The sequence below is a fragment of the Enterococcus sp. 12F9_DIV0723 genome, assembly GCF_002174375.1.
In the GTDB taxonomy this organism is placed as follows: Bacteria; Bacillota; Bacilli; order Lactobacillales; family Enterococcaceae; genus Enterococcus_A; species Enterococcus_A gilvus.
Window position 1 is genome coordinate 816,185 of sequence record NZ_NIBK01000002.1, and the last position, 25,525, is coordinate 841,709.

The following is a 25,525-nucleotide window of genomic DNA, read 5'->3' on the forward strand; positions in this document are numbered from 1 at the left end:
ACTGTCCTCCTTGAAATCTCGTTCTAAAATTCTCCCGGATTGGACTCGATCATCACTTTGATCTCGTTGCCCTCCATGACCTTGTCGAAGGCTTCGCGCCATTCGGTCAGTGGGAATTTCTTCGTGATCATCTCGTCGATGTTGATGGCGCCTTTGGCAAGCAGATGGATCGCGATCGGCCAATCGTACGGATTTTGCGAACGGCTGCCGATGTATTCAATCTCTCGCTGAATGATCGATTCGGTGTCCAGTTCCACCATTTTATTGGCGAACAAGCCCACTTGGATGAATTGTCCTTGCTTGCGAATCAACGGCAAGCTGGCATTGACTGCCGGCACCGCTCCAGAAGCGTCGTAGACTTTGTCGACACCGTAGCCATTTGTCACGTCAGTAACAACCTTAGCCAAATCTTCAGTCATCGTATCAACGATCACATCCGCGCCCAATTTTTTCGCCAATTCTAGGCGATGGGCATCTTTGGTGATCCCCGTCATGATGACGAATGCGCCAATTTCTTTAGCGATTTGCAATAGGAACAGGCCGATGGGTCCAGGCCCCATAATAATGATCGTGTCCTTCAATTCTAGCTGGCTCTTTTGGTACATCGCATGTACACAGCACGCCAACGGTTCACTCATCGCCGCACCTTCGTAGCTCAAGTGATCCGGTAAAACGTGGATGCTTTCTTCCCGAGCCAAAACATAATTCGCCATCGAGCCGTTTTGCTGGGTGCCGATGCCTTTGCGGTGAGGACAAAGATTGTATTGTTTTTCTTTGCAGTAGTCGCATTCGTTGCAGACATAAAACGTCGTTTCGCTGGTAACACGATCGCCCACGTTGACCTTGGTCACCTGCTCGCCGACTGCAACGACCTCTCCAGAAAATTCATGCCCTAATACAACGGGCGTGGTGGGGTTTTTGTATTCCCCTTTAAACGTATGGATATCCGACCCGCAAATTCCAGTATACGCGACTTTAATGAGTACCTTGTCCGCTGTGGCTTCAGGTACTGGCAAGTCGATAAATGCCATTTGGTCATAACCGGGTGCTTGTTTTGAGACGCCCTTCATCATTTTGTTTCCCCCTCTCTGCTTTCAGGAAAAATCATTACTTTATTGTAGGATTCTTCACGGTTCACTGTGAGGTCAAAGGCTTTTTGAATGTCTTCCAGCTCAAAGCGATGTGAGATCAAGTCCTTTAATTGAATTTTTCCTTGTTCGATAAAGGTTGCCGAATGTAGCCATTCTTTCCCAGGGAATGGGGCGGAATAAGAATTCCAAAACCCTTGTATCGTATATTCCCGTCTAAAAATGTTTTCAAAGGCCCGTTGATGCAGCAGCACATCTGAATAGGCGATTCCCTGATAACCGATTTTTCCGCCTTTTTTGGTAATCAACAAACACTGTTCTTCTGTAATTTTGGAACCGGCACATTCGATCGCGATATCGACACCCATCTCATTTGTCCATTCAGCGATCCGTTCTTCCAACGGTTCTTCCAAAGAATTGATCGTATCGGTAACGCCATATTTCTTCGCTTCGGCAAGCTTATTCGGATCGATATCAATCCCGATGATTTTTTTAACTCCCGTTAAACGGAGCCATTGAACAGTCAATATTCCGATCGTTCCTAGCCCGAATACTGCTACGGTATCGCCGATTTTTGGCTCCAGCCCCATCACGCCATGGGCCGCCACTGCCAGCGGTTCGATCATCGCTGCTTCCTCGAACGAAAGGATTTCTCCAATATTGATGACATTCTCTTCAGGAACAGCTACGTATTCTTCAAACCCGCCATAATGATGCGAACCGATCATGGTGTAATGTTCACATAATTGATACTTTCCTGATTTACAATAGGTACATTCATGGCAAGGGATTAAAGGAGCAATAGCTACACGATCCCCTATGGAGACTTGTTTTACCCCAGACCCTACGGCTTCGATCACGCCTGCAAATTCATGTCCCATAACCATCGGTAAGCCATATTTCCACTCATTTTGCATTTTATGGATGTCTGATCCGCAGATTCCAGCGGCCTTTACCTTTACCAAGACCTCATGATCCAACGGTACTGGCTTTTTGATTTCTTCGATTTCAAATTGATTTAATCCTTTTAACAACGCAGCTTTCATACAAATGTCCTTCCTTTCAAAAAATTAAGGAACTCTTTTAGAGTCCCTTAATTCGTACAAACTATAAAAATTAAAGGATTCCAGAAACTAATTGAGAGAATTTTAAAATAACCCAGTTCAAGAAGTTCCCACCCATATCAAGTGTCGATACTTGCGTCGCTCCTTTAGGGAATTCATACACGCCGCGCATCATTTCAGTATGGACTGGCGCAAAATTCGTTGCCATGAACAATGCCAAAGCAATAACAACCGTCCCTGTCAATACAGATTGGATAATGTTTCCTTTACGATGTGCAACGATCAATGACACATAAAATGGGATTGTTGCCAAGTCCCCAAATGGCAGAACCTTATTCCCAGGTAAAATAACAGCGATAAACAACGTGATCGGTACTAAAAGCAATCCTGTTGCCAAGTTGGCTGGATGTCCAGTAGTCACTGCCGCGTCTAGGCCAAGATAGATTTCTCTGTCTCCATAATGCTCTTGTAAGAAGTCCCGAACAGATTCTGAAATAGGGATCAAGCCTTCCATCAGAATTTTTACCATCCGTGGCATCAAGAACATCACTGCGCCCATATTGATTCCCATTTTTAAAATACCGCCGATGTCATAGCCGCCCAATGCAGCAATTGCCGCACCGATAATGATCCCCATCATCATTGGTTCACCAAAAATACCAAACCGTTTTTGGATCGAATCGGGATCTGCTTGCAATTTGTTGATTCCAGGGATTTTACTGATCACAATACCGATCGGAATCCCAATCAAACCAAACGCAGCGGTCGAACCTGTCGGCAAGCTCACTCCTTCTAAGCCATAAAACTTAGCCACTAATGGTGCCGTCTTATCTGCAATGATCAAACAAGCAACTTCATATAACACGGCACATAGGATAGCAAACCACCAATTTCCGTTCGTTACGATGTATCCTGTTGCACCAGCAGCGATGAAATGCCAATAGTTCCATAAATCGATATCTAGTGTTTTTGTTACTTTAAGAAGCAATAAGATAACGTTTACAACCAAACAGATAGGGATCAGCACAGCAGATACTGGTGACGCCCACGCCGCAGAGGCAGCAGAAGGCCAGCCAGTGTCGATTACTGTTAAGTGGAACCCAAAGCGTTCGACCATTGCTTGAGCGGCTGGTCCCAAGTTATCTGATAACAGTCCAATAACCAAATTGATACCGACAAAACCAATTCCTATCGTTAACCCAGATCTTAATGCTTTCCCAAATGGAACTCTAAAAATAAGTGCGATGATTAGGATCATAATGGGCAGCATGACAGTAGGTCCTAAATTCAGGATGTACTGTACAACATCATTAATAGCTTTCATTCAAATAATTCCTCCTATAATAGTTATTACAAATAGCGGCCACTATTTTTAACGTAAGTTATTCTCCGACAGAACGGACCATCTCGAGAATTTTTTCATCCAGCTTATCGGCACCTACACCACTGATGTAACCCAACGCTGTGATCGCCGGAATTTTATATTGCGTTGGTAGAATAGTGGTTGAGATCAACATGTCGGCGCCTTCCTGCTTAGAAACTGCCTCGGCGATTTTGATTTGTTGAACATCCGCGTCGATATCGTTGTCTTTCATTAAATCTTCAATTCGTTTCATGACTACTGTTGAAGTGGCGATTCCTGCGCCGCAAGCGACCAATACTTTAACTTTTCTCATAATAATCTTCCCCTTTTATTTCTCGTTTTTTTTGATTGCATGAAGCAATTGTTCCGAATTTGATGCTGATAGAACTTCCTCTAAAATCGTGTTATCTTGTAATAATTTCATTAATGATTGCAGCATCTCTAGTTGCGCATGAGGTTGATTCAACCCCAAAATGAACACGATATCGGCAGGGACTTTTTGATTGATGTCCTCCATACTGGTGAATGTGACTGGCTGTTTGTTGGTCACTACCGCCACAAATTCCGTCAGTATACATTCCGCATCCGTATGGGGGATAGCCGCTCCGAAAGTCTCCAGTTGGAGTCCTGTTGGAAATGTCGCTTCCCGCTGCTCTATTCGCTCAAGGAAGTCTTGTCTGACCCACCCCATTTCTAAAGCCTTTTCATAAACGTGCTTAAAAATCTCATCACTTGTTGAAAAAGACTCTTGAACAAAAATCAAAGGAGTTTTTACATAAAAACTTAGTTTCTCATTATTCTCCATTCCCTAGTTCCTCCAATATTTTTCACTAAAATCTACTAATTGCTGCTTTATTTCATTGATTGATTCTGCTGTTTCTATTTTTTTTAATTGCTCTGAGCCCGCCAAATTCATTAATTCAAAAATCAGATCCACGTGTTTGTCTTTGTCATTCGAAGCAAGTAAGATCACTGTGTGTATCCTCGATCCATCCTCAGTCACGATCCCTTTTTTGACGATTCCCATACTGAGCCCTACCCCCAATGCCCCAGCTTCACTCATGGTATGAGGCAGTCCGATCGTATTCCGCAGTACCGTGTATTGTGGCAATACAGGCATTTCTTCTTTTAATACCTTCACAAAATTTTTACTGATGACCTGTTGATCATTTAGCGGTTTTGCTAGTTTGTCTAAAAGATCAAGCCAAGCGATTTCCTCATCGAACACTTGGATCGTGTCTTCATTCAACGCATCGACCAAGTGCAGCCTTTTTTTCTCCACCACCTCAAAGCCTTTCGGTGTAAACAAAGTCAACAATTCATGATACAAATTCTCTTCATCGGAGATTACCGTGTACTTTTTGATCAAAGACATGATTTTCTCAGGGTTGACTAATGTATTTTGAGAGAGCGTCACTGAACGTAAAACCCGTGCACGCAACTGCCTTTTTTCCTCGTCCGTCAAGAAATTATTCACAACAAAAACAGATTTTTCGGTCTCTAGAGGGATTGCTGAGAAGATAAAGTCCACATCGTATTCTTCACGGTAAAATGTTCGTTCGGAGACTAGCTCAACAAACTCGATTTCCGGCAGCAAATTCTGCAACGTATTTCTTAGCAATAAAGAAATCGAAATGCCATTGGGACAAACAATGATCGCCCGCTTTCGGTTCTCATCCCGAATGATCTCCGTACTCTCCACGATGTGACTCCCGATAAACAAGGAGATCAGGAAGAGCTCCGGGTCTGGAATGGGTTCTCCGAAAAACTGGACTAACGGCTCACTGGATTCTTTTACTAAATAGAACAATGAGAATAAATCAGCGTCCTTGTTTTCTTGATAAAAACGTGTTTGTAGATTTAAATGATATTTAATGCGGTAATATGCCGGTCTCATATGAATCAGCAGCCGTTCCAGCAAGATTTCTTTTCGATCAACCGTAAGACCCGAAACTTTTTCGAAATTGTTCAAGACATCAAGCAACGCTTCTTTTAAGTTGTCCATCTCGCTCACAGATAAGATGTTGGCCTGAGATAAATTTGTCGTAAGCAGCAACAACGCGAGATAGACGCGTTCATTTCTGCTTATCTCCTCCACATCCCAAATAATGTGTTCCGCAGCTAAAAATTCTTTTGTATCCGCCAATTCAAAATCATTGATCTTGAAATTGTAGATAATTTGTTTCCCTCGTTTTGCTCTGCGAATGATTAAAATAATCAAGAGGGGCAATACCTTTAATCGATCATCCGTAAATTGAATGTTCAGTTTTTCTTCTACTAGACTGATACGGCGTTTGAAAACTTCCACCAGTGTCGTATCGATTTTTGAAAATTGAATGATGCAATTCACGCCGTCGTAAATCTCCGCTACATTCATCAAAACTCGAGACAAGAGATCCCGCTTGTTCCATTCATCGCCGTGAAAGTAATACCCCGTTTGCCGGTTGTATTTCAACTCAAGATGGTCTTTTTTTACTTTTTCATTGATTCTCTTCAAATCTCGTAAAATCGTATTTCGACTCACCTCTAGTTCCACGATAAAATGATCCAGGGAAAGGTATTCCTCTTTCGCCAAAATCATTAATTCAATGACCCAGATCCTCTCTTGACCTGAAAAAATGTAACGACCTGTTTTTTCGTGCTCTTTCTCTTTCCCCCCTCCAAACATGGATACCACTGCCTGAGGAACTAAAAAATGACCATTCTTTGTTCGCTTGATCTGCGGCAGCTTTCCATCTTCCAGAAAATCATTGATTTTTTTTAAAGCGTAATTTAACTGACTTCTCGATAGATCGAACCTTTCATATATAACTTTACTGGTAATTCGCGGATTATTGATTAGTTCCATTAATATTTGGTTATTTCTATCTTCTAAGTTCATCTTCATCACCCTTACACTCTCAAATTACTTTAAAAACGTTTTCATTTCCACAAACTTTGTTATCCAATAATATGCATGTTTTGTGCAACATGAGTTTGCATCACATTTCACGAACCTTTTTCCACAAAAAAAACAGGTGAATTCCCCTGTTTAAACACTTTTATAGTAATCATCTATTTTCGTAGATAAAAAACTTCGCGTCCCACCCATAAATCGCTGTTGCCCAAACCTCTAAAGATTAGCATATTTTTGTTATTCTTTCTGATCAGAAGTATCATATCTGTTATGTGCATTTTGAGCGTATTCAGACAAGAAAATAACACCTTGTTTTTATAGACAACGGGATATGTTTTTGGAAATAAAGATAAATAAATGATTTTTAACCAGACAAAAAAACAGCAACACCTCTTTCTTAACAAAAAGGTGTTGCTGTTTTTTTATTCATCCTTGGTCAACGTGAATTCTTTTCTCTTTTTTTGATGATCGAATAGCTGCATTGTCATATGCTTGCTATCCGATCGGATCAAATGATACTCTTGATCCTCTCCACTGCTCGCCAACACGATGTTCTTTTTAGAAGAGTTCGTAGCGATTTGCGCATTTTTTAATACTATTCGATCATTGCAGGTAATCGTCCAAGAACGACAATTTTTATTGTTTGTTTTAAAAGTATACTGCTCATGCTTACCAAGCCACGCACCTTTCAGCCAGACTGCATTATTCGCAGTGTGTGTATTAATAAAAATGAGTAGTCCGATACTGCAAATGATCCCCGCACCAAGGACGATCCTTTTCTGATTTATTGTCAGTGCTTTGAACTGTCGCCAAAGCTTATACAGTCCGGTGTCTAGTTGATCTAATATACTTTTTAATTGATGGGCTCTTTTAGACAAACAGTGATTCCCCGCTTTCACACATATTCTTTTCTATAGTATAAAAGAACTTTATTTCTGTTGGACCAAATCATCTTAAACGATTGCTTTTCGATCCTACATGTAGAAATGTTTTACTCTCATAAAAAACACTTGCAACGTCATTCGCGGCAAGTGTTTATCTATTTATTTCAGTGTTCGTGCCGCATACCAGGCGGTACCTTCCGATCGCCAGCCTACCTTGACTAAGCTATCCCGCTCAGATGCCAGCGGTGTGTAGTGGTGACTGTCTTCCCTTGGCGCCGCATGAGGATTGTATAATCGATACACCGGAACGCTTCCTCCTGAATACCATGAAACACCTTCCGATTTCCAGCCTGCTTTGACCAAGTTGTCCCGTTCATACACATACGGTGTGTAGTGGTGTCTGCCGTTGTTTGGATTGTACATTCTATATACAGACGTGCCCGTTGTTGGCGACACCCACCCAACGCCTTCATAATTCCAACCTACCTTGATCAGGTTATTCGCTTCACTCATGATTTGTGTGTAATGGTGTTGTCCGTCATTTTTGTTATACATTCTAAAAATATAACGCTCGTTGGCCGCTTGCCCGTCTGTTGTTGGTGTAACATTTGGGTCTGTGCCGTTAGAGCTGACGATTCTTCGAGCAAAATTCGGGTAAAAATAAGTAATATTCACGGCCTTCACTGTTTGCCCAGGCTGAGGTGAATGAATCATTTGATTATTTCCAACATAGATTCCGACGTGGTAAGTAGCGCCGCGGTTTCCGTAAAAAAGCAAATCCCCTGGCTGTAAAGAACCCAAACTTGCCTCTGTTCCGTATTTTTCCTGATTGGTCGTCCCCATTGGAAGATCCGTATTCGTTGCCTGCTTATAGACATACTTCACTAACCCTCCGCAGTCAAAAGCATTAGGCCCGGCTGCCCCCCATGCATAGGGTTTTCCGATTTGCGCTCTGGCGCTGGAGACAATCGAATTTTGCTGCCCCATTGAACGGCTCATCCGCGGCTGAGCAGCCTCTTCTACGTCAGGAATACTCATTATTTGATCATACTGCTCTTTAGTAAAACCAGCTTCTAACGCTTTCTTTTCTTCTGAAGCCTGTGCTTCAACGACGGTTTCCTTGTCTTCTGAAGAATTGGAGAGAGGCTCCTTGTTTCCACTGTCTTGTGTTGCTTCTGTCGTACTTTCAGAATTCAGAACAGAGCTGCTAGTGGTTGATGCCGTTTCATCTGCGGCCTTTACAGTCATGATTCCAGTTGATCCAAACGCGACAACACTTAATAGAGACAAGGAGGCACTAAACAAACGCAACTTAAATGACTTTCTCATAAAATAACTCCTGTTTTTATTTTATTTTTTTCGGATAATTCCATTATTATTTATTCAAATGACGTATGATTCCTATCAATTCACTTAATTTGTTTCATAAAATAACTAATTGTAAGGAACATTGTACATGAAATCCCCACAAATTTCATCCCTTTCTGTTATCAATATTCTTCATTATCAAAAAGACGCTTACTGACAGCCTTTGAGCCACCTTTACATTTTTGTGACAAAATCGTTCGTTTCTATTCATATAAACGGATGGTCGAAAAGCTGCTGAATTGATAAAGTAAGATCATTATTGGATTAGGGGGAACTATTTTTGAATACGGGTATAATAAAAAAAGGATTTTCTACATTTGATTTAAAAATTTTAGGAATTATATTAATGGTTATTGATCACGTTCACCAGATGTTTGTTCCATTCGGCGCACCCGATTGGTTGGATTGGTTCGGGCGACCAGTGGCGACACTTTTCTTTTTCGTCAGTGTCGTGGGGTTTTCTCATACCCATAATAAGAAATCTTATATGCTGCGGCTTTACATTTCGATGGTTCTTATGGCGTTATTTACTTACTCGCTGGAACAACTCGTAGGATACGATCAAGTCGTTTTGATGAATAACATTTTTCGGGACCTTTTTGTCGGAACGCTGATGATGTATGCGATCGACCTGTTCATCGAAGGAAAAAAGAACACTAATTGGCTAAAAATGATTGCATCCATCTTGTTATTTTTATTGCCGATCCTTCTTTCGTTGCTGCTGCCTGTGCTTCTTTCGAGTCCCGATTTAATGCAGCATCGATTCAGCTTTTTGATTATCACGTCTCTTCTGCCGGCATTGCTTTTAGCAGAAAATAATATCATGGTGTTATTGATACCTTTACTTTATATATCAAGAAACAACCGGAAGATCCAATGTTTATTGATTGCGATCACCGCAGCCATTTATTTCTTCTTAGGAACAACACAATGGATCATGGTGTTTGCGATCATTCCGATCTTGCTCTACAACGGACAAAAGGGAAAAGGGATGAAATACTTCTTTTATATTTTTTATCCAGCTCACATTGCCATCCTTTACCTCGTATCTGCTTTTTTATTCAATCGATGATCTCAAAGAGAACTCAAAGCGAGTTCTCTTTTTTTGATGTCACTAGCGCTCACTTCCTCAATCGTTGAAGAAGAATCCCATCGACCAAATGAACTAAAACAAAAGCCCCTCGAAATCCAAAAATTCCGAGGGGCTTTTACCTGCTGCGACCCTATTAGAAGGACACTAATACTAAGTAATGCGCGTATGTTTTTTTATCTAAGGAGTCACTCACAGGATAAGCATTTTTATTACTGATGCTGATTGACGATCTGTTGTGATTTTACAGCAGTATTTTTCACATCTTCATTTGCTTTTTTCAGCTTGTCGATATAGTCCTTCAAATCAGAATTTTCTTTATTCGAATTCGCTAATTGTTGCTTGGTTGCGTCTAGCTCTGCTTGCAATGAGCTTTTTTCATTATTCAAGGCCGTCACTTGACTGTTTAAGCTGTTAGCCGTTGATTGCAGTGAGCTGACTTGATTTTGAGCATCTTGCAATCTCGCGCCCCATTCTTGATTTTTCTGATTGATCTCTTGGTTTTTCTGGTCAATTTCTTTTAACTTATCAGCTATTTCTTGTTGTTTTGCTTGAATTTCTTGTTGTTTACCTTGGATTTCTCCATTTTTACTATTTAACTGCGACAATAAACTATTTTTTTCACCAATCAATTGATTTTCAGTATTTTTGGATTCATTGATTTGCTGTTTATAATTGTCTACTTCTCTTTGTGCTTGCGCCAATTGATTCTGCACATCCGTTGATCTCGATAACAGTTGAGAAAGCTGTTGCTCTTTATTACTCAAGGATGTGTTAAGTTTATCCAAATTTGTATTAATAGTTGAGATATTGTCTTCTCCACCCCAATTAATCAAACTATCTGCATAATTTTTTCCTACCGTTCCAAAAGCGATCAATAATAACGGCATAATGATAAGTGCAATGTTTCTTTTTTTCATTGGTAAATTTCCCCTTTTAATATAACCTACAGCGACCTACAATGTTTTAATCATAAGATATTTTTCACAATTTGCAATTACAGTTGTTGTTTAATTAGAAATTTCTTTGTTTATTTTAATTATTTATAATTTATTGTTTTTTATATTTTCTAAATAATAAAAAGGCATTTATTCATCCTTTTCACTATGCAAAAGAAAACTGTCTTCACAAGAAGATACAATATATTGTGCCATTTTGATAAAATACCACAAAGAAAACACAATATCTAGTCTTTCTTTTCATTTTTTTAGCGCTAAGATAAGTCTCAGATGAAAAAGATAGGTGGTTATATTATGAAATTAGCCGTCTTTTGCGGATCACGCTATGGAAAAGAAGAAAAATATAAGAAGCTTGCAGAACAGGTCGGAGAATACATTGCAGACGTGGGGGCAGAGCTCGTATACGGAGGTTCCATCAGTGGATTGATGGGGGCAGTAAGTGATGGCGTGATCAAGAAAAATGGAAACGTTACTGGAATTTACCCTCGTGGACTATTTGCGGATGAGGTACCTAGAGAGGATGTAACAGAATTTATTTTTACGGATACGTTGGATGAACGAAAACAGCTTTTGATCAATAAGTCAGATGCTTATTTGGTCCTGCCTGGCGGCTTAGGAACGTTGGAAGAGCTGTCCCAAGTATTGAGTGCTGGTTCAATTGGACTCATTCCCGCAAAACCCGTTGCAATACTAGATATTGACGGATTTTACCACTCATTCATTGAGTTTCTGATCAACGCTTCAAATGAAGCCTTTATTGATCCAGAGGCTACTAAGCACCTATTGATCTCCGCAGATTATCACTCCTTGATTGATAAAATTTGCTGCGAAGTTGCTGGAGAAGGAGTCGTTGCTTCATGAATGTCTATTTAGCTGGTCCCTTCTTCTCTAAAGAACAACGGGCATTGATTCGCTCTGTGGAGAACGCCTTAAAAAATAATCCAACGGTGGAAGAATACCATTCTCCACGATTGGACCAAGCATGCGAATATGAGTCCTTTACTCCCGAATGGGCAAGGGAAATGTACTTGAAAGATATGCGTCATATCAAGGCCGCCGATTGTCTGGTCGCTATTTTGGATTATGAACATGGAATCACCGATCCCGGCACCGCCTATGAAATTGGGATTGCCAAAATGTTGAGCAAGCCTGTTATTGGCCTGCTAACCAATGGCGACACCGTGAACATTATGCTGACTGAGTCACTCCATGCTTTTAAAAGACAGATTTCAGGCATTGAACACTATGATTTCAACAAGCTGCCTCCCTCTCCTTATCAAGGAAATTATATTTGACCTACTAGCAAGTGCCTCCCTTTCTTCAAGAGAGGCACCGGCTCGTTCTGTAATTGATTACTGATTAATGAGAGACTTTTTTTCTGATAATTCATTAACGAGATTTTGGATGGCGACGATTGCTTGCGGAGTCACATAAGGGTCCATCGAGATCAGAGGAAACTCTCTAGGCAATCCTTCCCGTGCGCCAGTAGTGATCAATCCGTCATAATCCATAATTTTTTTATACACATCTTCGTTTCCATCCCACGCATCTTCAAAATGATGGATCGTAAAATTCCCATAGACAATCTGTGTGATGACCTTTGAAATGAAGGTTTCTTCTGTTGGTGATAGATCCGAGATCAATAATAGATGAATCGTCCTATCTTGAGAAGCCAGCAGTTCCAAGCTATCTACCTCCTCCGTCAAAAGCAGGTAAACATAATTCGTGATAAAATCTTCTTTTTGGTAGAAATGATTTCTCTGGACAAACTGACGGACGATCTTTGTCACCTTCTCCACCGCGTGCTTGTGCATGATCCTGACCATTTTCAAAAATACGGTGCGGCTTTTACGGAGAATCGCTAAGAATTCACCGCTTTCTTCATAAAGATACACATCATTCATCAAGACTGTGGTTAGTTCAAACAAGCGTTCTTTTTCAAAAGAGGTGCCCATCAAAGCGGTGAATGTTTCAACTAAAGCAAGGTGTTTTCTGAACATTTGCCTATAATCCACGTTATCCATCAAGGCCGCATCTCTATGCTGCTTGCTGAAGACCACTGAATCTGAAAAAGAAAGCCACAGGCAATCACGCAGCACATCCTCTGTAAGATCAAGGTGAAAAGCCTCCGAAACAGTATCGCGAAACCCTCGGATCGTTCGTTTATCAGGCAGCAGCAACCCGCTCTTTCTAAGCTTATGTTTAGGATATGGGTGGCCATTTTTGATCCGCCATAAACTAATAAATACATTATAAGTCACCCGTTTTTGAAAAATATACTTTTTTTCAAGGCCATTGATCGCCGTAAATTCCGTGACGAATTTTTCGATTGCCCTTAACTGGTAGTCTTTCATATCTGGCAGCACCGTTCTTAAGGTATACTGCTTTTCAATAAAATAGCGATAATAAAAGTGCCGGATCACACTCTCCTTGCCCTCCAGACGCAACGGCCTGTAAAACAATTCAATTCCTGCTTTGTTCAATTCGGCTTCCATTTTTTTTAAATAGCGCTGTGTATTGGAAAAACTCAGGAATAATGTTTTAGATAACGCTTCAATGTTGTCGCATTTTTCAAACAACAGTTGTTCCGCAATTTGAAATTCTGGTGAATTTATCAAAGCCTCCGAATAAAGTTTTCCGATACTTAAATCATCCTTTAACTCTACATGATACAACCCTTTTTCTTTTACAATGATGAAATTGTCCTGCTCATCATTGATGAGACTAATGTCATTTAATAAGATTGGTAACGAACACGCCAGTTCACTCAGCAACTGTTCACTTGACGACCCTTCGCGATTATAATAAAGCAATTCGATCAGTTCTAACCTGCGTCTGTTACTTGTTCCTAAAACCTGACGAAAATCCATAATTATCTCCTCCAATTTAACCAATGATGACGATTTTTTATGATTAGAACCAAGCCAACGCGAAATACCTCCATAAAATGACGAGCTTTTCTTTTATTAAGACATAAAATAACTATCATTGTTTTATTGACGTGTGATTTTACACTTCTATTTTACTATCTTTTTATTAATCTATGTAGGTCTTTTCCCCTATAAACCACGAATAAAAATAGGAAAACATCCCATAATATTCTTATTTTATAATTTTTTTGGGAAAACAGCTCTTTATTTATTAGAATTTAGCCACTAAATTTTATTGAGAAAATGTGAAAGCGCTCTCCTAACTATCGCCAGAAACGGAAAGCTATAGACACTAAAAAAAACGACATTTCTTGTTTAGCAAGAAATGTCGTGATTATTTTATAAAACAGAGACTACCTATACAAGTTGTTTCTTTTAGTTTGACTTACAGATTCAGAAGTCGCTCCAAACATCCTCTTCAGAAGCTTTTGCTTGCTTCCGAGATTTCTTTGATTGTTTTTTATAGTTCTGACCGTGACCCTTCTTCGTATCTGCTTTTGGTATGATGAGCATCAGCAAAATATAGAGAAGGATCGGCGCGCCGACCAAAACGATACTAATAAAGATATAGAGTACGCGCACGATCGTCGGATCAATATCATAATATTCCGCGATTCCCGCAAGCGTCCCTGTTAACATTTTATTTTTTTGAGATTTCGCCAGTCTTTTCTTCATTTTGATTACTCCTTTCTAATTGTCGTAATCCTTCAAGAAAATGTTGCCTGCCTTCGAAGAAACATTGATTTGAGCAGGCTCATCTCCGAGTCGTTGAAAACGCAGGACTTTATGGGAATGCCCATTTCTTTCCTGAAGGGTTTCACAGTTTGAAAATCGATAATTGATCGTTCCTGTTCCGGTTTTCGCAACGCCTTTTAAACCAATCGTTTTAGGCAAGGAAACTTTAACATTTCCGTTTATTGTATGTGCATTGATTTTCTTCAGAGCATCATTTCCCATCGTTAATTTGATGTCTCCGTTGATCAGCGAGTATTCTGCTTTTGACGCATCCGCTTTTGAAATGATCGTTCCGGTCACCGTCTCTACTACCGTATCTAAAAGGCGCCCGTCCCGAATTTCGATTTCATTCGTTGTGCCCTCGATCTCCAGCGTGGACGCATCAATATCCTTGATCAATACGGTCCCATCGACTGCTTTGATGGATACATTTTTCGCCGCAAGGTCCTCGATCATCAAATCTCCCGTCAATAACTGGACACGTAGATCGTTGTAAGCGCGTTTTGGTAAATAGAAGGTCAAGGTGGCATGAACCCGTTTATTTGGGACATGGAATAAAAAGCGATAATCGTTTGCTTCAATTTGGCTGCGTTCCAAAAATGCATCGATGGGGTCAACTTCATCCATTTGACCGATTAAATCAACCGAAGCATCCACCTTTACATCCTTGATCTCCTCATCTTCCCACATTTTTAAAATAACTTTTCCTTTCGCTAATTTAATATCCAGCGAATGGGCATCAATCTCTTCAAATGTAAATGGATGATTAAAATGAGTTCTCGTTGTTCCGTAATAGTTTTGTTTGCCTGTCTTCCAATCAAATTCATTTGCAACAGTATCCGATACCGTTCTTGCAGCTTTATTGACCATTTGGCCCAATCGGCTGCTAAAATCCTTTGGTTGTACTTTGGGACGGTCGAAGGGTTGGTACCTTTGTTCTTCAAAATCCTCCGGAACATCAAAGAAGCGATCTGAAACATGAGGACTTTCCAGAGTAACAAACAAGTCTTCATCAACGGCTAACCGCTCACGAGTCAATAAATCGATCTCTTCTTCAAGATCCGCTAATTCTGACTTCATTTGATCGTAAATAGGTTGATTTTCAGCTGAAAGAATCCCCAGCTCTGCTTCAAGGTTCAGCTCTCTGAATACGTCTTTTTTCTCACGAAGCGCCTCTTTTTTTGTTTGCAGCGCGTGATCGAACTCGTCGATTTTTGATCGCACGGGGTCCGCTTCCTCCTGAACTGCCTCTGAAGAATTCTCCCACTCGTCGATCATACTAGACACGCTGTCCGTATAATGCGGGGGATTCGGAGAAGGTTCTTCCCCTTGCTCCGAGCTTTGATCCGATTCATTTTTTTCTTGTTCAGCTTCTTGTTCAGTAAATCGGTCCAAATCTGACTCTTGTTCAGCCGCTTCCTTAGCTTTTATTGTGTCTGTTTGTTCCAGATCCTCGCTGGCATCCACTTCGATCTCTGATACTTTTTCGGCTTCTGACACCTCTTCCGTCGCACAGTCGGCTTCTGCTTCTGATGTTTCTTCAGCGCCTTTATCTGCCTCTGATAGTCCTAGACTTTCAAGTAAATCCAGTCCTTCTACTGGGGACAGAATTCCTTTTTTTATGGATTCTAAAATTTTTTCTCGTTCATTCATGCTGATCTCTCCTCAACAAATTGTTCTATAGGTCTATTATGCAAGATTATTACGCATTCGTCATGGGTCGAAAGGACTAGTTTCCACAGTCGTCCCCTGATCAAAACGGATAAAAAACTTCTTATAAACACTCTGAATGGTTTTCAATTCAAACAATCGCCCAAAACTGGTAGTATCAAAGAGAAAAGAATGATTGGCAGAGAGGTGAAAAGTCTTGCAGAGAGAAATGTATGGACTGTTGGCGAGACGTAGTAAATTTTGTTTTTCTTTAATTGAGTTATTCCAAGTTGAAGAAGATTGGCTGGAAGTAAAAAAAGTCAGTACAAATTTAGAGATCAGTGATCGAAGTGTGCAGCGTTACATTCATTACTTGGAAGAAATTATTGAAGACTATAATCAAGAAAAAAATGCGCACATCCATATGCACTACGAGAAATTCAAAGGAATCAAAATGGATTTCTCAGATTCTTCTATAGAACAGCTAAAGCTTTATATCGTTAGTAACGATGAAAATCTAAAATTACTGATTGATTTGTGTTTATTAAAAACAGAGCCCTTAAAAAAATACGCAGATAAAAATTTTATCAGTCCTTATTCAATTAAAAATTCTGTTATAACGATCAATCAGCTTTTAGCCTCTTTTAAACTAAAAGTGGATACTCGTTCGTTGACCTTTACTGGTGAAGAAAAAACCAGTCGCTTTTTTACGTATATTTTCCTCTGGGCAATGTACAAAAACAGCCCCTGGCCCTTCGAATACGTGGATGAAAAGAAAATATACCAGTCCATCGCTACGATCGAAGCAGGCTTTGGCTATACCTATTCCAACATTCAAAAAAAGCAAATAGCCTATTTTATCGCGATTTGCCTTATTCGAAACAAGAAAAAATTCTATATCGACAGCACCGAAAATTGGGATACTTACGTCAACATCCATGCCTTGCGAAAAGAAGAATTGATCGTGAAGGGAATGAACAATTACCAGATTTTCGAGAACAACGAATTGACGTTTCTTTTAGTCATCATGCAAATGAAACACCGCATGTACCGGTCATCTGAGATCAGAGATCGTATCCTGAATTATCATAAAAAAAACAATACAGACATTCTTCAGGCAACAAATTTGGCCTTTGAAAAATTTCAAGAAGACTTTTTCCGTATTCCTGAAGAAAAATTAGATGTCTTTTACACGTACTTTTTTTGTACCCATCTCCAAAGCAAGATTTTTCCCGGCGTCTATTTTGATTTAGACGGCTATGATTCTTTAGAGGATACGAATGTCCCTAAAAATCTCGTTCGAAAACTGAACGCCTTCGTCAAAGAAATGAAAGCCTCTACGAATAGTGATATTTTTGATGAAGAAGAGCTTTTAGTAAAACGATATCTCTTGCTTTTTTCCTTTTTTGAAAAATGGGTCGCCTATGAGCCAAAAATAACTGTTGCGATTGATTCAGATATGTCCTTTTTAGTGAGAGAACGCCTGAAAAAAATGCTTCAGCGTCGTTTTGAAGGAAAATACAATTTAGAGATGGTCGAATCGGTCGGTAATTCTGAAGACAATTGTTTGGTCATCACCAACATGCCTTCAATCAATGGCTACCATCCAGAAAATATTTGTGTCGTAGAACCGCCTTTGCGGCCAAAAGATTTTCTAGTCGTCGAAAAAAAGATTGAAGAGACATTGGAAGGATTGTACGATTAGCCTATACAGATCCTTCCGATTTCTTCAATAAACGAAAGAAAAGTACGCCCTATCAAGTGACCAAAATTCACTTAGTAAGGTGTACTTTTTTCGCGTCTTAGTTATTGACTTCTTCTTTCAAGCAGCTCGTTGCATGGCGAATGTCTTCTTTGACATTTTGGTAGCTGTAACGACGAATCTCGCCGCCTAAGTTATCCACGAGCATGATGTCGACCAACTCTTCATTAGTTTCATCCATGTAAACAAGCAATCCTTGATCCCCGGGGTTCAAACGTTGACTGACCTTATCGAAAATCGTATTGTTTCTTTTTGTTTTTACATAATTTGTTCCGATACCGGCAATATCGCCTACGACCCAGCCGCACAATACGCCTAATGGGCCGCCTAAAATTCCTACGATCGCTCCGATCAACCCGCCTGTAGCAATTCGATTGCCGCTTTCAAAGTCCAGGCTGTCTTTGATGGAGAAGCCATTTTCGTCAGAGCTTTTCTCAATGATCGCTGCCTGCTTGATCTCTACTGTGGTCCCATTTGATAGTGTCTTCAATTTCGATAATGCTTCATAGGCATCTGAGTTATTTTTATAAGTGATCAATGCAATTTTTTTCATTATAAATCTTCCTTTCTTTCTTCACGTTTTAGTGGGTAAATCCTTGTGTGTGTTTTCCTTCATTCGCGTGCATCGAGACATTCGCTGCATTCAGCTCTTTGATCGCCGCATGGATATCTTTGATCAGTGCATTGGCAGAATTCATCGCGAAATCGCCGCGACAGACAAATCGTTGAATGATAATGTTGTCTAAATCTTCAGGTAACGGATACGCCGGAACCTGCCAACCTCTCATTTGTAATCTGTCCGCTAAATCATAGAGGTTCCAGTTCACGTCCGCATCTTCCTTCAGCTTGTAGCAAATAATCGGAATATTATCGCCGTTGTTGTAAATGTCAAAGAGGTCTGTTTGTTCGATTGCTTCAGACACCTTCATCGCAACTTTACGGGTCCGCTTATGGATCTCTTTATAGCCGTCGAATCCAAATCGGTAAAAATTATAGTATTGGCCAATGATTTGACTGGCACTTCGAGAAAAATTGATCGCCATCGTCGGCATTTCGCCACCAAGGTAGCTGACATTGAAGACCATCTTTTCCGGTAAATCTTTTCGATCCTTCCAAATGATCCAACCAATTCCGGGGTAAACCAAGCCATACTTGTGTCCAGAGGTATTGATGGATACCACGTTCTTCAATCGGAAATCCCATTCTAATTCTGGTGTGACAAAAGGAGCGAACATGCCGCCGCTTGCCGCATCCACATGGATACCGAGTTCACGTCCCGTTTCTTTATTAAAGGCTTCTACCTTTTTGTCTAACGCTTGAATGTCATCGTATTTCCCTGTATAAGTGATGCCCAAGATCCCTACAATACCGATCGTATACTCATCCACGTAGTCCATTACTTTTTCTGCATCCAGACTCATGTGTTCTTCATCCATCGGTACCGTTCGCAAATCGATGTCCCAGTAGACACAGAATTTTTCCCAGCAGACTTGATAGCCAGAAGAAATGACCAAGTTCGGACGTTGTTTCGTTAGATCAACACCGCGCTTCACTGCTTCATCACGCCATTTGAATTTCATCGCCATCCCGCCTAGCATGCATGCTTCGCTGGAGCCGACGGTAGATGTGCCGATCATTTTTTCTTTATCCGGCGCGTTCCAAAGATCCGCAATAATATTGACACACGCTTGCTCGACCTCTGCCGTGCTGGGGTATTCTGATTTGTCGATCGCGTTTTTTTCAAACGTCTCCGCCATCAGTTTTGTTGCTTCTGGTTCCATATATGTTTGGCAAAAGGTTGCCATGTTTTGTCGCGCATTCCCTTCATCGATCAACTGATCCTTCACCAATCGATAGGCACAGTCTGGTGATACTGGTTCCTTATTTAACTTGTCGATAATGACATTCTCGCTTGCTTGTTTTGATCCAAATAATGGAATAATGTTATCCATGATCGTTCCCCCTCTAAATTCTTCACTTTGTTTAGTTATATTTAGGTGCTTTCGCTACCTCAAATCGTTGAACCTCTGTGTTATTCAAAAGTTCGTCGGACATGACTACTTTTGTAATACCGTTGCTCGCATAATCTTTGTAATAGATCGTTTTGCTTTCGTTGCACATAATGCTGATGAATTGTGAATAATCGGTCTCACCTGTTGTTTTTATTACGACACCTTTAGGAATCGTCACAGGGGCCAAGATATTTAAAGCATTCATGACTCCTTCATCTTCATCCTTCGCATCTTCAATGTGTTCTTTGAAAAATGTTGCCCGGACGAATCGTTCTGGCGGTGTATACCCACCTGGCAAGCCTGAAGTTCCTGTCCCTTGAGAAAAGGGTGTCGCTTGAAAATGATCAAACTCTTTTGATTCATATTGCTTCGGACGCACATCCAAATAATTTCTCAAGTTTTCCAAATGCCATTCCAATTGAGGCGTATTCGTCATAACGTTTACGGGGTCTTCTTTAAAATGAAGTGTTTCCTCGGTTGGTTCAATGACAACGGACTTGCCGTTTGTATCTGTGATGATCCAATGCAGCGGCGTTACGAATCCTAAGATAGGTACAGCAATATCTACTAAATTGATGTCTTCTATCGCCTCTCTTAATGCATCGATCGAAGAAAAGTTTCCTAAAATCCATGTGATGAATTCATGAGGACAAAGGTTTGTCTTTTCAGGATTTGATTTTTCTTGATAAACGGCCTCTCCCGGCAAGTAAAGTTCCGCTACCGAAAGCCCTGCTTCGTTCACGCCGTCACACACAAAGTAATCTTCTCCAAGGTCTGCACCTGTTCCTAAAAAGCCGAACTGATTGGTCCATTTTTTTCCATCGCTGGCAGATGCCCAACTATAATCTCTTGGAAGATATAGAGGTTGCGCATCGATTGGATATGAAAAATCCATCGTCCTAGCTAATAGATGTTTCTTGTCGTTTGTTGTTATAAAAATACTTGTACACATAATGAATCTCTCCTTGTTTGGTTATTTATTACACTATTTATTCTAGTGCAGAAACCCCCTAAGTAATTAACGCATCTTGTCGTATTTCGCGACAAAATATTTTTATAAATAACGTGGCTTTTCTCACTGGATTTGAATGAAAAAACAAGACGCATCTCTATAGAAATGCGCCCTGCTCCCTCATTCAGTTTTTTACAAATCGTAGTCCGTTTGTACCATTGGTTTAGCGAACGGAATGGAGATTTTCCACATTGATAACGCCGCCGATGATTTTTGTAAAGCCAAATAGTAAAAAGTAATTGCCAATCAAAGATGGCGTATTGACGATCAACGAGCCGCCGCCAATCAGCAGCAACAGCCCCATCAAGCAGCCAATCAAATCTACGATCAACGAAAGGTAGTAATACGGCAATGCGATCGATTTTGCCAGATCCAGTAAAAAGAATGAAATAACCGAATCACAGATAAACCAAAAGCCGAACAACATGGAAAGCATCGTCAAATTGAGAGACGTATTCACCACTAATACGATACCGATCATCAAGTCTACAAACCCGATCACTAGTGCCGAATACTGATTGTGTTTCGTGCGCTTAGAGATTTTATTGCGATTGATAATCTCGAAGAAGCCTTTTATCAACGAGAAAACCCCTACTAATTGAATGGACTCGACGATCGTATTATCTGTATAACGCATCGCCAATAACGCCATGATCAAATAGATGATCCCTGTCAAAATCTGCAAAAACCGATACGATTTCACCCAGTCTTTTATTTTTTTCATGATGGATTCTCCTCCTTTCCTTTCGATTCTTTCGCTACATTTTGCGCAACTTGAGTAGACAAACGTTCCTCGTCATTTTGTTCTAGCGCCAGCAGCTTTTGATTGTCATTCAATAACGAAACATCGTGTAAATGATTTTTTTGCAGATAATTCATAGAGACACGCAGCAATGCGATAAAGAGCACGGCTAAAACAAGTAGGATCGTATAGCTCTTCGTCACTAATTGGTGACTGATCCCGCCTGCGATTGCATTTCTAAAGGCATACACCGAGTAGGACATCGGCAGGTACGGATGGATCAATTGGAAGAAGGCCCCTTGTGTTTGGATCGGGAATGTTCCGGCAGCCCCACCAAGTTGCAAGACCAATAGAATCATCGCTGCGAACCGTCCTGGGTTATCAAATGTCATCGCTAAGAACATGACGATCGACATATAGCTCCATGCAGTTATCAGTGCCGTAATGTAAAGCAAGCCAATACTGTAGGCCGGCAATCCCAGCAACAGCATCACCGTTACTTGAATCAATGCCATCAAACTAGAAACGACAAATCCCAAACTTACTTTGCTTAGCCACCAATTTTTGCTGGATTGGCCATCCATCGCTGTTTTTCTGATTGGATAGACGAAATTGAACAGCATACATCCTACGAATAGTGCCAAGGACATGATGTATGGAGCCAAGGCTTCACCGTAATTATTGACTTTACTGTAGCGCTTGTTCTTCAATCCTGTAGGATCAACGAATTGATCAATCGTTTTGTGGGTCACCTTTACATCTTTTGCCTTCGCAACACCCGCATCTAATCCACTGGATAATTCTGCCGCGCCAGCTTTTAATTGATTGATTCCCGAGACAAGCTCAGGTGATTTGCTTGTCAGCTCATCGAGACCGTCAGACAATTGTCCTGCGCCCGAATTTAATTGTGCGACACCGCTGTCTAGCTCTGGAAGCTTGCCTTGCAGCTCGTTCAGCCCACCGGTCAACTGATTGCTGCCGGATGCCAATTCTTCCACTCCCGCGATCGCGGTTGGAATGTCTTTGGCTGCCGTATTTAATGAGCCGCTGACTTGTTTTAATTGACGAACCATCGTTTGGGCATTTTCAGACGCTGGAACTTCAGACAACGCTGCTTCGACCTGCTGGTTCCCTTTTTTTATTTCATTTAATGTTTGCTGGACATTTCCAGCATTCTTGCTCATCCCCTCGGTGACAGCGCTCATCTCATTCGCCTGTTGCGCCAAGGCGGCGACAGTTTTTGATAAAACAACTAAATTTCTATTTATATCCTCGACCTTCGCAGTCATCGACTTCTCTAAATTGGTCAGATTTGCATCAACGATCGCGTTTAGATTTTTTATCAATGCCGCTTTCGTGCTGTCTGAGATTTCTTCGTTGCTTCGGATCAAGTCACTGATTTGAGTATCGATCGATTGGTTGACATCAGCCAATCCTTCGGTCATAAGCATCAGTTTTTGTGAGATTTCTTGATCTTCTTTCTCTAATTGCGCAGAGTCGATCGACAATTTGTTTAACTCGCTGGCATTCGTCAATAACGCCTCCATCTGAGCAGAGACCGCATCTATCTGTCCAGAAAGTTGTGTACGGACATTAGGGGGTAACTGATTTTCAAAGTTTTGCAGTGCATTGGCCATGTCATCGGCAGCGATCGATAACGTCGCCACTCCAGCATCCAATTCAGAGATTTTGGTCTGATTGGATTGGATCATGTCGGTCACTTTGTTTAATGCCTGACTCATTTTCTGAGAACCTGCATCCAATTGTGCCACACCTGATGATAAAGGCTGCACAGATTCCGCCAATTCGGCGGTTCCTTTGGATAGCTTTCCAGCCCCCGCCTCGGCTTGTCCGACACCATTCGTGTAGGCCTTGATCCCTGTCGCCAACTGACCAGACCCGGAGGACAGTTCATTTGAGCCATTCGCCGCCTGAGATAACCCTGCCAGCATCTTATTGGCTTCCGTATCCACCGCACTGGCGTAGGCCTTGACGACTTGATCCCGAATTTTTATCTTCAGTTCATTCGCGGCCACTTCGGAAATTTCCTTTCCTATATAGTTATACGAATCATTGGTGGTATAAATGATCTCCATCTTTTCAGGATCATTGTTGATGATGCTGGCTGCTGATTGGGAGAAGTTCTTTGGAAGCGTGATGATCATGTAGTAATCCATCTCTTTCAGCCCTTTTTCTGCCTCTTTCTTAGAAACAAAATGCCAATCCAGCGCCCGATTCTTTTTCAGATTCGCGACGACCTGATCGCCTATTGCGACTTTTTGCCCCATTAGCTCGGTGTCCTCATCTTCATTTACTACTGCTACTGGCAGGTTTTTGATCCCGCCGTAAGGATTCCAAAGAGACTTGTCGAAAATCGATGTATAAATAATCGGAATAAAAGTGATCGCGATCACTGAGATCAATAAAATTTTATTCTTCAGTAAGTTTTTAAATTCTCTCTTTACCATGTTCACGTAGCCAGTCCTCCTTTACTTTTTCTTCTTTCTGACGATTTGGTACAGCGTAAAAATGATAAAAGAGAAATGGAATTGCTAATGTAACAACAAAACCTACAATCAAACTCATTAAATAAATGGAGCTGTCAGCTTTATCGATCGTTGTCGGAACAATAAAGGCTGTGACTACAGCCGCGATCGAGATCACTAAGCCGGCTCCTGCGACGAGGTGCTTCACCCAGTCAGGTCCGGGAATCTCAAACTCTCTTTTCAACGCTTTCTTTTTCTTCAATACCTTAAAATAGGAAATAAAAAACAAAATATACGCACTCAAATAGATCACGACTGTTAAAGAAATGGCTGTTTGAAAGCCGACATTTCCGCCGCCGCTGCTTGAACCTAGTGTTAACAAGGCCGCCCAAAGCGTCACAACGATGGCTTGAATGATCAAAATTCTCACAGGGACATCGTTTCTATTTTTTTCTGCCAAGGATTTTGGCAGCAACCCTTTCGTTGCAGCAAATTGTAGCCCTTCAGTAGGACTAACGATCCATGAACTAACCTGGGCTAAGATCCCAAAAGAAATCAAAAAGCCTATAAGTTTTACACCTAATCCGATATGTCCTGGAGAAATCAATTGTGCCGCTGTATCCATCACACCTTCGTTTGAAGAAATTTTTCCGCTTAATACCATCGAAACGATGCTTCCGCCGATCGTACTCATTAGAATCCCTACTACGACCAAGACCATCAACAGCTTAGGATACGCGCGCTTCGCATCTTTCAAATCTGCGAAATGTGTCGCGGAAGCCTCCACGCCCATATAGGCCAACACGAAAGAAGTCAGTGCTGCAATATCTTTTCCTCTTGGCAAAAAGGAGGACTCCGTAAAGCTTCGAGAAACCTGATGCCCTGACGCAAAGTAATGAATCGAGCATATAAATAAAACAAGCACAGGCAAAACGATCCCGATACTGAAGCCGTACTTCGCCAGCTTGGCCGTCGTTTCCGTTCCTCTTAGCTGCAACAAGGTCAGCAGCCAAAAAATACCTACCACACAGAGAAATTTGAATACGGGATCATCGTTCATCGCTGGGATCTCCAATACATAAGATAACGTTCCGACGATAAAATAGATCATCGTTACAAAGCCGACGGTAACTTGGAACCATTGAAAAAACAAGGCCGCAAACCCATACTTTTCTCCTAATGGCTTTCCTACCCAGCTGTAGATTCCTCCTTCTTGATACCCTTCGATCGTCGCCAATTCCGCAGAACACAACGCGACCGGTAAAAACCACCCTAATCCACATAACAATAAGAAAAATATCAACGACTTGCCAACTGTCGCAAATGTCGGGTATTCATACACCGTAATAAACAGTGAAGCTGTCATTGAAAAAAAGGCAAATTTAGACATCATATGTTTTTTATCCATTTCTTTTCCCCTCTCAAACGAGTTATTTTATAACCATAGTTTAGTTCAAATCACCTTATGTTTTTTTCTGAATCTT

At 41.0% G+C, this 25,525-nt stretch carries 22 protein-coding genes; 4 read left to right on the forward strand and 18 right to left on the reverse strand.

Features of this window, described 5'->3' with window-relative positions; all coding sequences use genetic code 11:
* Positions 1 to 23 precede the first annotated feature (23 nt).
* The 8 genes from A5868_RS16980 to A5868_RS17015 all read right to left on the reverse strand — a co-directional run bounded on the left by A5868_RS16980 (position 24) and on the right by A5868_RS17015 (position 8,624).
* Complete coding sequence (locus A5868_RS16980; RefSeq protein WP_010779105.1) at positions 24 to 1,073, reverse strand: zinc-binding dehydrogenase; 1,050 nt, start codon at positions 1,071 to 1,073, stop codon at positions 24 to 26.
* Positions 1,070 to 2,134 carry a galactitol-1-phosphate 5-dehydrogenase gene (locus A5868_RS16985; protein WP_086305071.1) on the reverse strand — a complete coding sequence of 355 codons (1,065 nt, stop codon included), beginning with the start codon at positions 2,132 to 2,134 and terminating at the stop codon, positions 1,070 to 1,072. Before A5868_RS16985 ends, A5868_RS16980 begins: the two co-directional genes overlap by 4 nt.
* Positions 2,135 to 2,204: 70 nt before the next feature.
* On the reverse strand, positions 2,205 to 3,476 hold the full coding sequence (locus A5868_RS16990) for a PTS galactitol transporter subunit IIC (RefSeq protein WP_010779103.1): 1,272 nt from the start codon (positions 3,474 to 3,476) through the stop codon (positions 2,205 to 2,207).
* Positions 3,477 to 3,534: 58 nt separating this feature from the next.
* A complete protein-coding gene (locus A5868_RS16995) occupies positions 3,535 to 3,828 on the reverse strand; it encodes a PTS sugar transporter subunit IIB (RefSeq protein WP_086305072.1) in 294 nt (97 codons plus the stop codon).
* Positions 3,829 to 3,843: 15 nt separating this feature from the next.
* A complete protein-coding gene (locus A5868_RS17000) occupies positions 3,844 to 4,320 on the reverse strand; it encodes a PTS sugar transporter subunit IIA (protein WP_010779101.1) in 477 nt (158 codons plus the stop codon).
* 3 nt (positions 4,321 to 4,323) lie between these two features.
* Positions 4,324 to 6,402 carry a BglG family transcription antiterminator gene (locus A5868_RS17005; RefSeq protein WP_086305073.1) on the reverse strand — a complete coding sequence of 693 codons (2,079 nt, stop codon included), beginning with the start codon at positions 6,400 to 6,402 and terminating at the stop codon, positions 4,324 to 4,326.
* A gap of 431 nt (positions 6,403 to 6,833) precedes the next feature.
* On the reverse strand, positions 6,834 to 7,289 hold the full coding sequence (locus A5868_RS17010) for a hypothetical protein (RefSeq protein ID WP_139843620.1): 456 nt from the start codon (positions 7,287 to 7,289) through the stop codon (positions 6,834 to 6,836).
* 165 nt (positions 7,290 to 7,454) lie between these two features.
* Positions 7,455 to 8,624 (reverse strand): NlpC/P60 family protein, encoded by a 1,170-nt coding sequence (locus tag A5868_RS17015; RefSeq protein ID WP_086305075.1) that lies wholly within the window; start codon positions 8,622 to 8,624, stop codon positions 7,455 to 7,457.
* A 319-nt stretch (positions 8,625 to 8,943) separates the two neighbouring features.
* Between A5868_RS17015 and A5868_RS17020 the strand changes: the two genes are divergently transcribed.
* Entirely contained in the window at positions 8,944 to 9,735 is a 792-nt protein-coding gene (locus A5868_RS17020; protein WP_086305076.1) for a TraX family protein, read from the forward strand.
* A gap of 230 nt (positions 9,736 to 9,965) precedes the next feature.
* Here A5868_RS17020 and A5868_RS17025 read toward each other — a convergent pair whose 3' ends face one another.
* Entirely contained in the window at positions 9,966 to 10,673 is a 708-nt protein-coding gene (locus A5868_RS17025) for a DNA-directed RNA polymerase subunit omega (RefSeq protein WP_086305077.1), read from the reverse strand.
* Between the two features lie 333 nt (positions 10,674 to 11,006).
* On the opposite strand from A5868_RS17025, the gene A5868_RS17030 reads away from it, so the two are divergent.
* Positions 11,007 to 11,573, forward strand: a complete 567-nt coding sequence (locus A5868_RS17030) for a TIGR00730 family Rossman fold protein (protein ID WP_086305078.1) — start codon at positions 11,007 to 11,009, stop codon at positions 11,571 to 11,573.
* Positions 11,570 to 12,007: a nucleoside 2-deoxyribosyltransferase gene (locus A5868_RS17035; RefSeq protein WP_086305079.1), complete on the forward strand. Its 438-nt coding sequence runs from the start codon at positions 11,570 to 11,572 to the stop codon at positions 12,005 to 12,007. The genes A5868_RS17030 and A5868_RS17035 overlap by 4 nt, the downstream gene beginning before the upstream one ends.
* Positions 12,008 to 12,064: 57 nt before the next feature.
* Here A5868_RS17035 and A5868_RS17040 read toward each other — a convergent pair whose 3' ends face one another.
* The 3 genes from A5868_RS17040 to liaX form a co-directional block, all read right to left on the reverse strand.
* Entirely contained in the window at positions 12,065 to 13,582 is a 1,518-nt protein-coding gene (locus tag A5868_RS17040; RefSeq protein WP_086305080.1) for a helix-turn-helix domain-containing protein, read from the reverse strand.
* Between the two features lie 453 nt (positions 13,583 to 14,035).
* The gene (locus A5868_RS17045; protein ID WP_086305081.1) at positions 14,036 to 14,317 is read right to left on the reverse strand and encodes a PspC domain-containing protein; all 282 of its coding nucleotides are present in this window, start codon (positions 14,315 to 14,317) and stop codon (positions 14,036 to 14,038) included.
* 15 nt (positions 14,318 to 14,332) lie between these two features.
* On the reverse strand, positions 14,333 to 16,030 hold the full coding sequence (gene liaX, locus A5868_RS17050; RefSeq protein ID WP_086305082.1) for a daptomycin-sensing surface protein LiaX: 1,698 nt from the start codon (positions 16,028 to 16,030) through the stop codon (positions 14,333 to 14,335).
* 214 nt (positions 16,031 to 16,244) lie between these two features.
* Between liaX and A5868_RS17055 the strand changes: the two genes are divergently transcribed.
* On the forward strand, positions 16,245 to 17,732 hold the full coding sequence (locus A5868_RS17055) for a helix-turn-helix domain-containing protein (protein WP_086305083.1): 1,488 nt from the start codon (positions 16,245 to 16,247) through the stop codon (positions 17,730 to 17,732).
* 97 nt (positions 17,733 to 17,829) lie between these two features.
* Here A5868_RS17055 and A5868_RS17060 read toward each other — a convergent pair whose 3' ends face one another.
* The 6 genes from A5868_RS17060 to A5868_RS17085 form a co-directional block, all read right to left on the reverse strand.
* On the reverse strand, positions 17,830 to 18,342 hold the full coding sequence (locus A5868_RS17060) for a hypothetical protein (RefSeq protein WP_010779089.1): 513 nt from the start codon (positions 18,340 to 18,342) through the stop codon (positions 17,830 to 17,832).
* A 28-nt stretch (positions 18,343 to 18,370) separates the two neighbouring features.
* Complete coding sequence (locus tag A5868_RS17065) at positions 18,371 to 19,741, reverse strand: glutamate decarboxylase (RefSeq protein ID WP_010779088.1); 1,371 nt, start codon at positions 19,739 to 19,741, stop codon at positions 18,371 to 18,373.
* A gap of 31 nt (positions 19,742 to 19,772) precedes the next feature.
* A complete protein-coding gene (locus tag A5868_RS17070) occupies positions 19,773 to 20,753 on the reverse strand; it encodes a choloylglycine hydrolase family protein (RefSeq protein ID WP_086305084.1) in 981 nt (326 codons plus the stop codon).
* A gap of 223 nt (positions 20,754 to 20,976) precedes the next feature.
* Positions 20,977 to 21,537: a DUF308 domain-containing protein gene (locus A5868_RS17075; protein WP_010779086.1), complete on the reverse strand. Its 561-nt coding sequence runs from the start codon at positions 21,535 to 21,537 to the stop codon at positions 20,977 to 20,979.
* Positions 21,534 to 24,023 carry a YhgE/Pip domain-containing protein gene (locus A5868_RS17080; protein WP_254908359.1) on the reverse strand — a complete coding sequence of 830 codons (2,490 nt, stop codon included), beginning with the start codon at positions 24,021 to 24,023 and terminating at the stop codon, positions 21,534 to 21,536. The genes A5868_RS17075 and A5868_RS17080 overlap by 4 nt, the downstream gene beginning before the upstream one ends.
* Positions 24,004 to 25,449: an amino acid permease gene (locus A5868_RS17085; protein ID WP_086305086.1), complete on the reverse strand. Its 1,446-nt coding sequence runs from the start codon at positions 25,447 to 25,449 to the stop codon at positions 24,004 to 24,006. Before A5868_RS17085 ends, A5868_RS17080 begins: the two co-directional genes overlap by 20 nt.
* Between the last annotated feature and the right edge of the window lie 76 nt (positions 25,450 to 25,525).

What these genes read in the sequence shown, in the direction of transcription:
- A5868_RS16995 (WP_086305072.1), bottom strand. Translation starts at nt 3,828, where the DNA reads ATGAGAAAAGTTAAAGTATTGGTCGCTTGCGGCGCAGGAATCGCCACT.
- A5868_RS17060 (WP_010779089.1), bottom strand. Translation starts at nt 18,342, where the DNA reads ATGAAAAAAATTGCATTGATCACTTATAAAAATAACTCAGATGCCTAT.
- A5868_RS17035 (WP_086305079.1), top strand. Translation starts at nt 11,570, where the DNA reads ATGAATGTCTATTTAGCTGGTCCCTTCTTCTCTAAAGAACAACGGGCA.
- A5868_RS16990 (WP_010779103.1), bottom strand. Translation starts at nt 3,476, where the DNA reads ATGAAAGCTATTAATGATGTTGTACAGTACATCCTGAATTTAGGACCT.
- A5868_RS17025 (WP_086305077.1), bottom strand. Translation starts at nt 10,673, where the DNA reads ATGAAAAAAAGAAACATTGCACTTATCATTATGCCGTTATTATTGATC.
- A5868_RS16980 (WP_010779105.1), bottom strand. Translation starts at nt 1,073, where the DNA reads ATGATGAAGGGCGTCTCAAAACAAGCACCCGGTTATGACCAAATGGCA.
- A5868_RS17005 (WP_086305073.1), bottom strand. Translation starts at nt 6,402, where the DNA reads ATGAAGATGAACTTAGAAGATAGAAATAACCAAATATTAATGGAACTA.
- A5868_RS17080 (WP_254908359.1), bottom strand. Translation starts at nt 24,023, where the DNA reads ATGGTAAAGAGAGAATTTAAAAACTTACTGAAGAATAAAATTTTATTG.
- A5868_RS17070 (WP_086305084.1), bottom strand. Translation starts at nt 20,753, where the DNA reads ATGTGTACAAGTATTTTTATAACAACAAACGACAAGAAACATCTATTA.
- A5868_RS17065 (WP_010779088.1), bottom strand. Translation starts at nt 19,741, where the DNA reads ATGGATAACATTATTCCATTATTTGGATCAAAACAAGCAAGCGAGAAT.
- A5868_RS17075 (WP_010779086.1), bottom strand. Translation starts at nt 21,537, where the DNA reads ATGAAAAAAATAAAAGACTGGGTGAAATCGTATCGGTTTTTGCAGATT.
- A5868_RS17015 (WP_086305075.1), bottom strand. Translation starts at nt 8,624, where the DNA reads ATGAGAAAGTCATTTAAGTTGCGTTTGTTTAGTGCCTCCTTGTCTCTA.
- A5868_RS17000 (WP_010779101.1), bottom strand. Translation starts at nt 4,320, where the DNA reads ATGGAGAATAATGAGAAACTAAGTTTTTATGTAAAAACTCCTTTGATT.
- A5868_RS17030 (WP_086305078.1), top strand. Translation starts at nt 11,007, where the DNA reads ATGAAATTAGCCGTCTTTTGCGGATCACGCTATGGAAAAGAAGAAAAA.
- A5868_RS16985 (WP_086305071.1), bottom strand. Translation starts at nt 2,134, where the DNA reads ATGAAAGCTGCGTTGTTAAAAGGATTAAATCAATTTGAAATCGAAGAA.
- A5868_RS17045 (WP_086305081.1), bottom strand. Translation starts at nt 14,317, where the DNA reads ATGAAGAAAAGACTGGCGAAATCTCAAAAAAATAAAATGTTAACAGGG.
- A5868_RS17040 (WP_086305080.1), bottom strand. Translation starts at nt 13,582, where the DNA reads ATGGATTTTCGTCAGGTTTTAGGAACAAGTAACAGACGCAGGTTAGAA.
- liaX (WP_086305082.1), bottom strand. Translation starts at nt 16,030, where the DNA reads ATGAATGAACGAGAAAAAATTTTAGAATCCATAAAAAAAGGAATTCTG.
- A5868_RS17085 (WP_086305086.1), bottom strand. Translation starts at nt 25,449, where the DNA reads ATGGATAAAAAACATATGATGTCTAAATTTGCCTTTTTTTCAATGACA.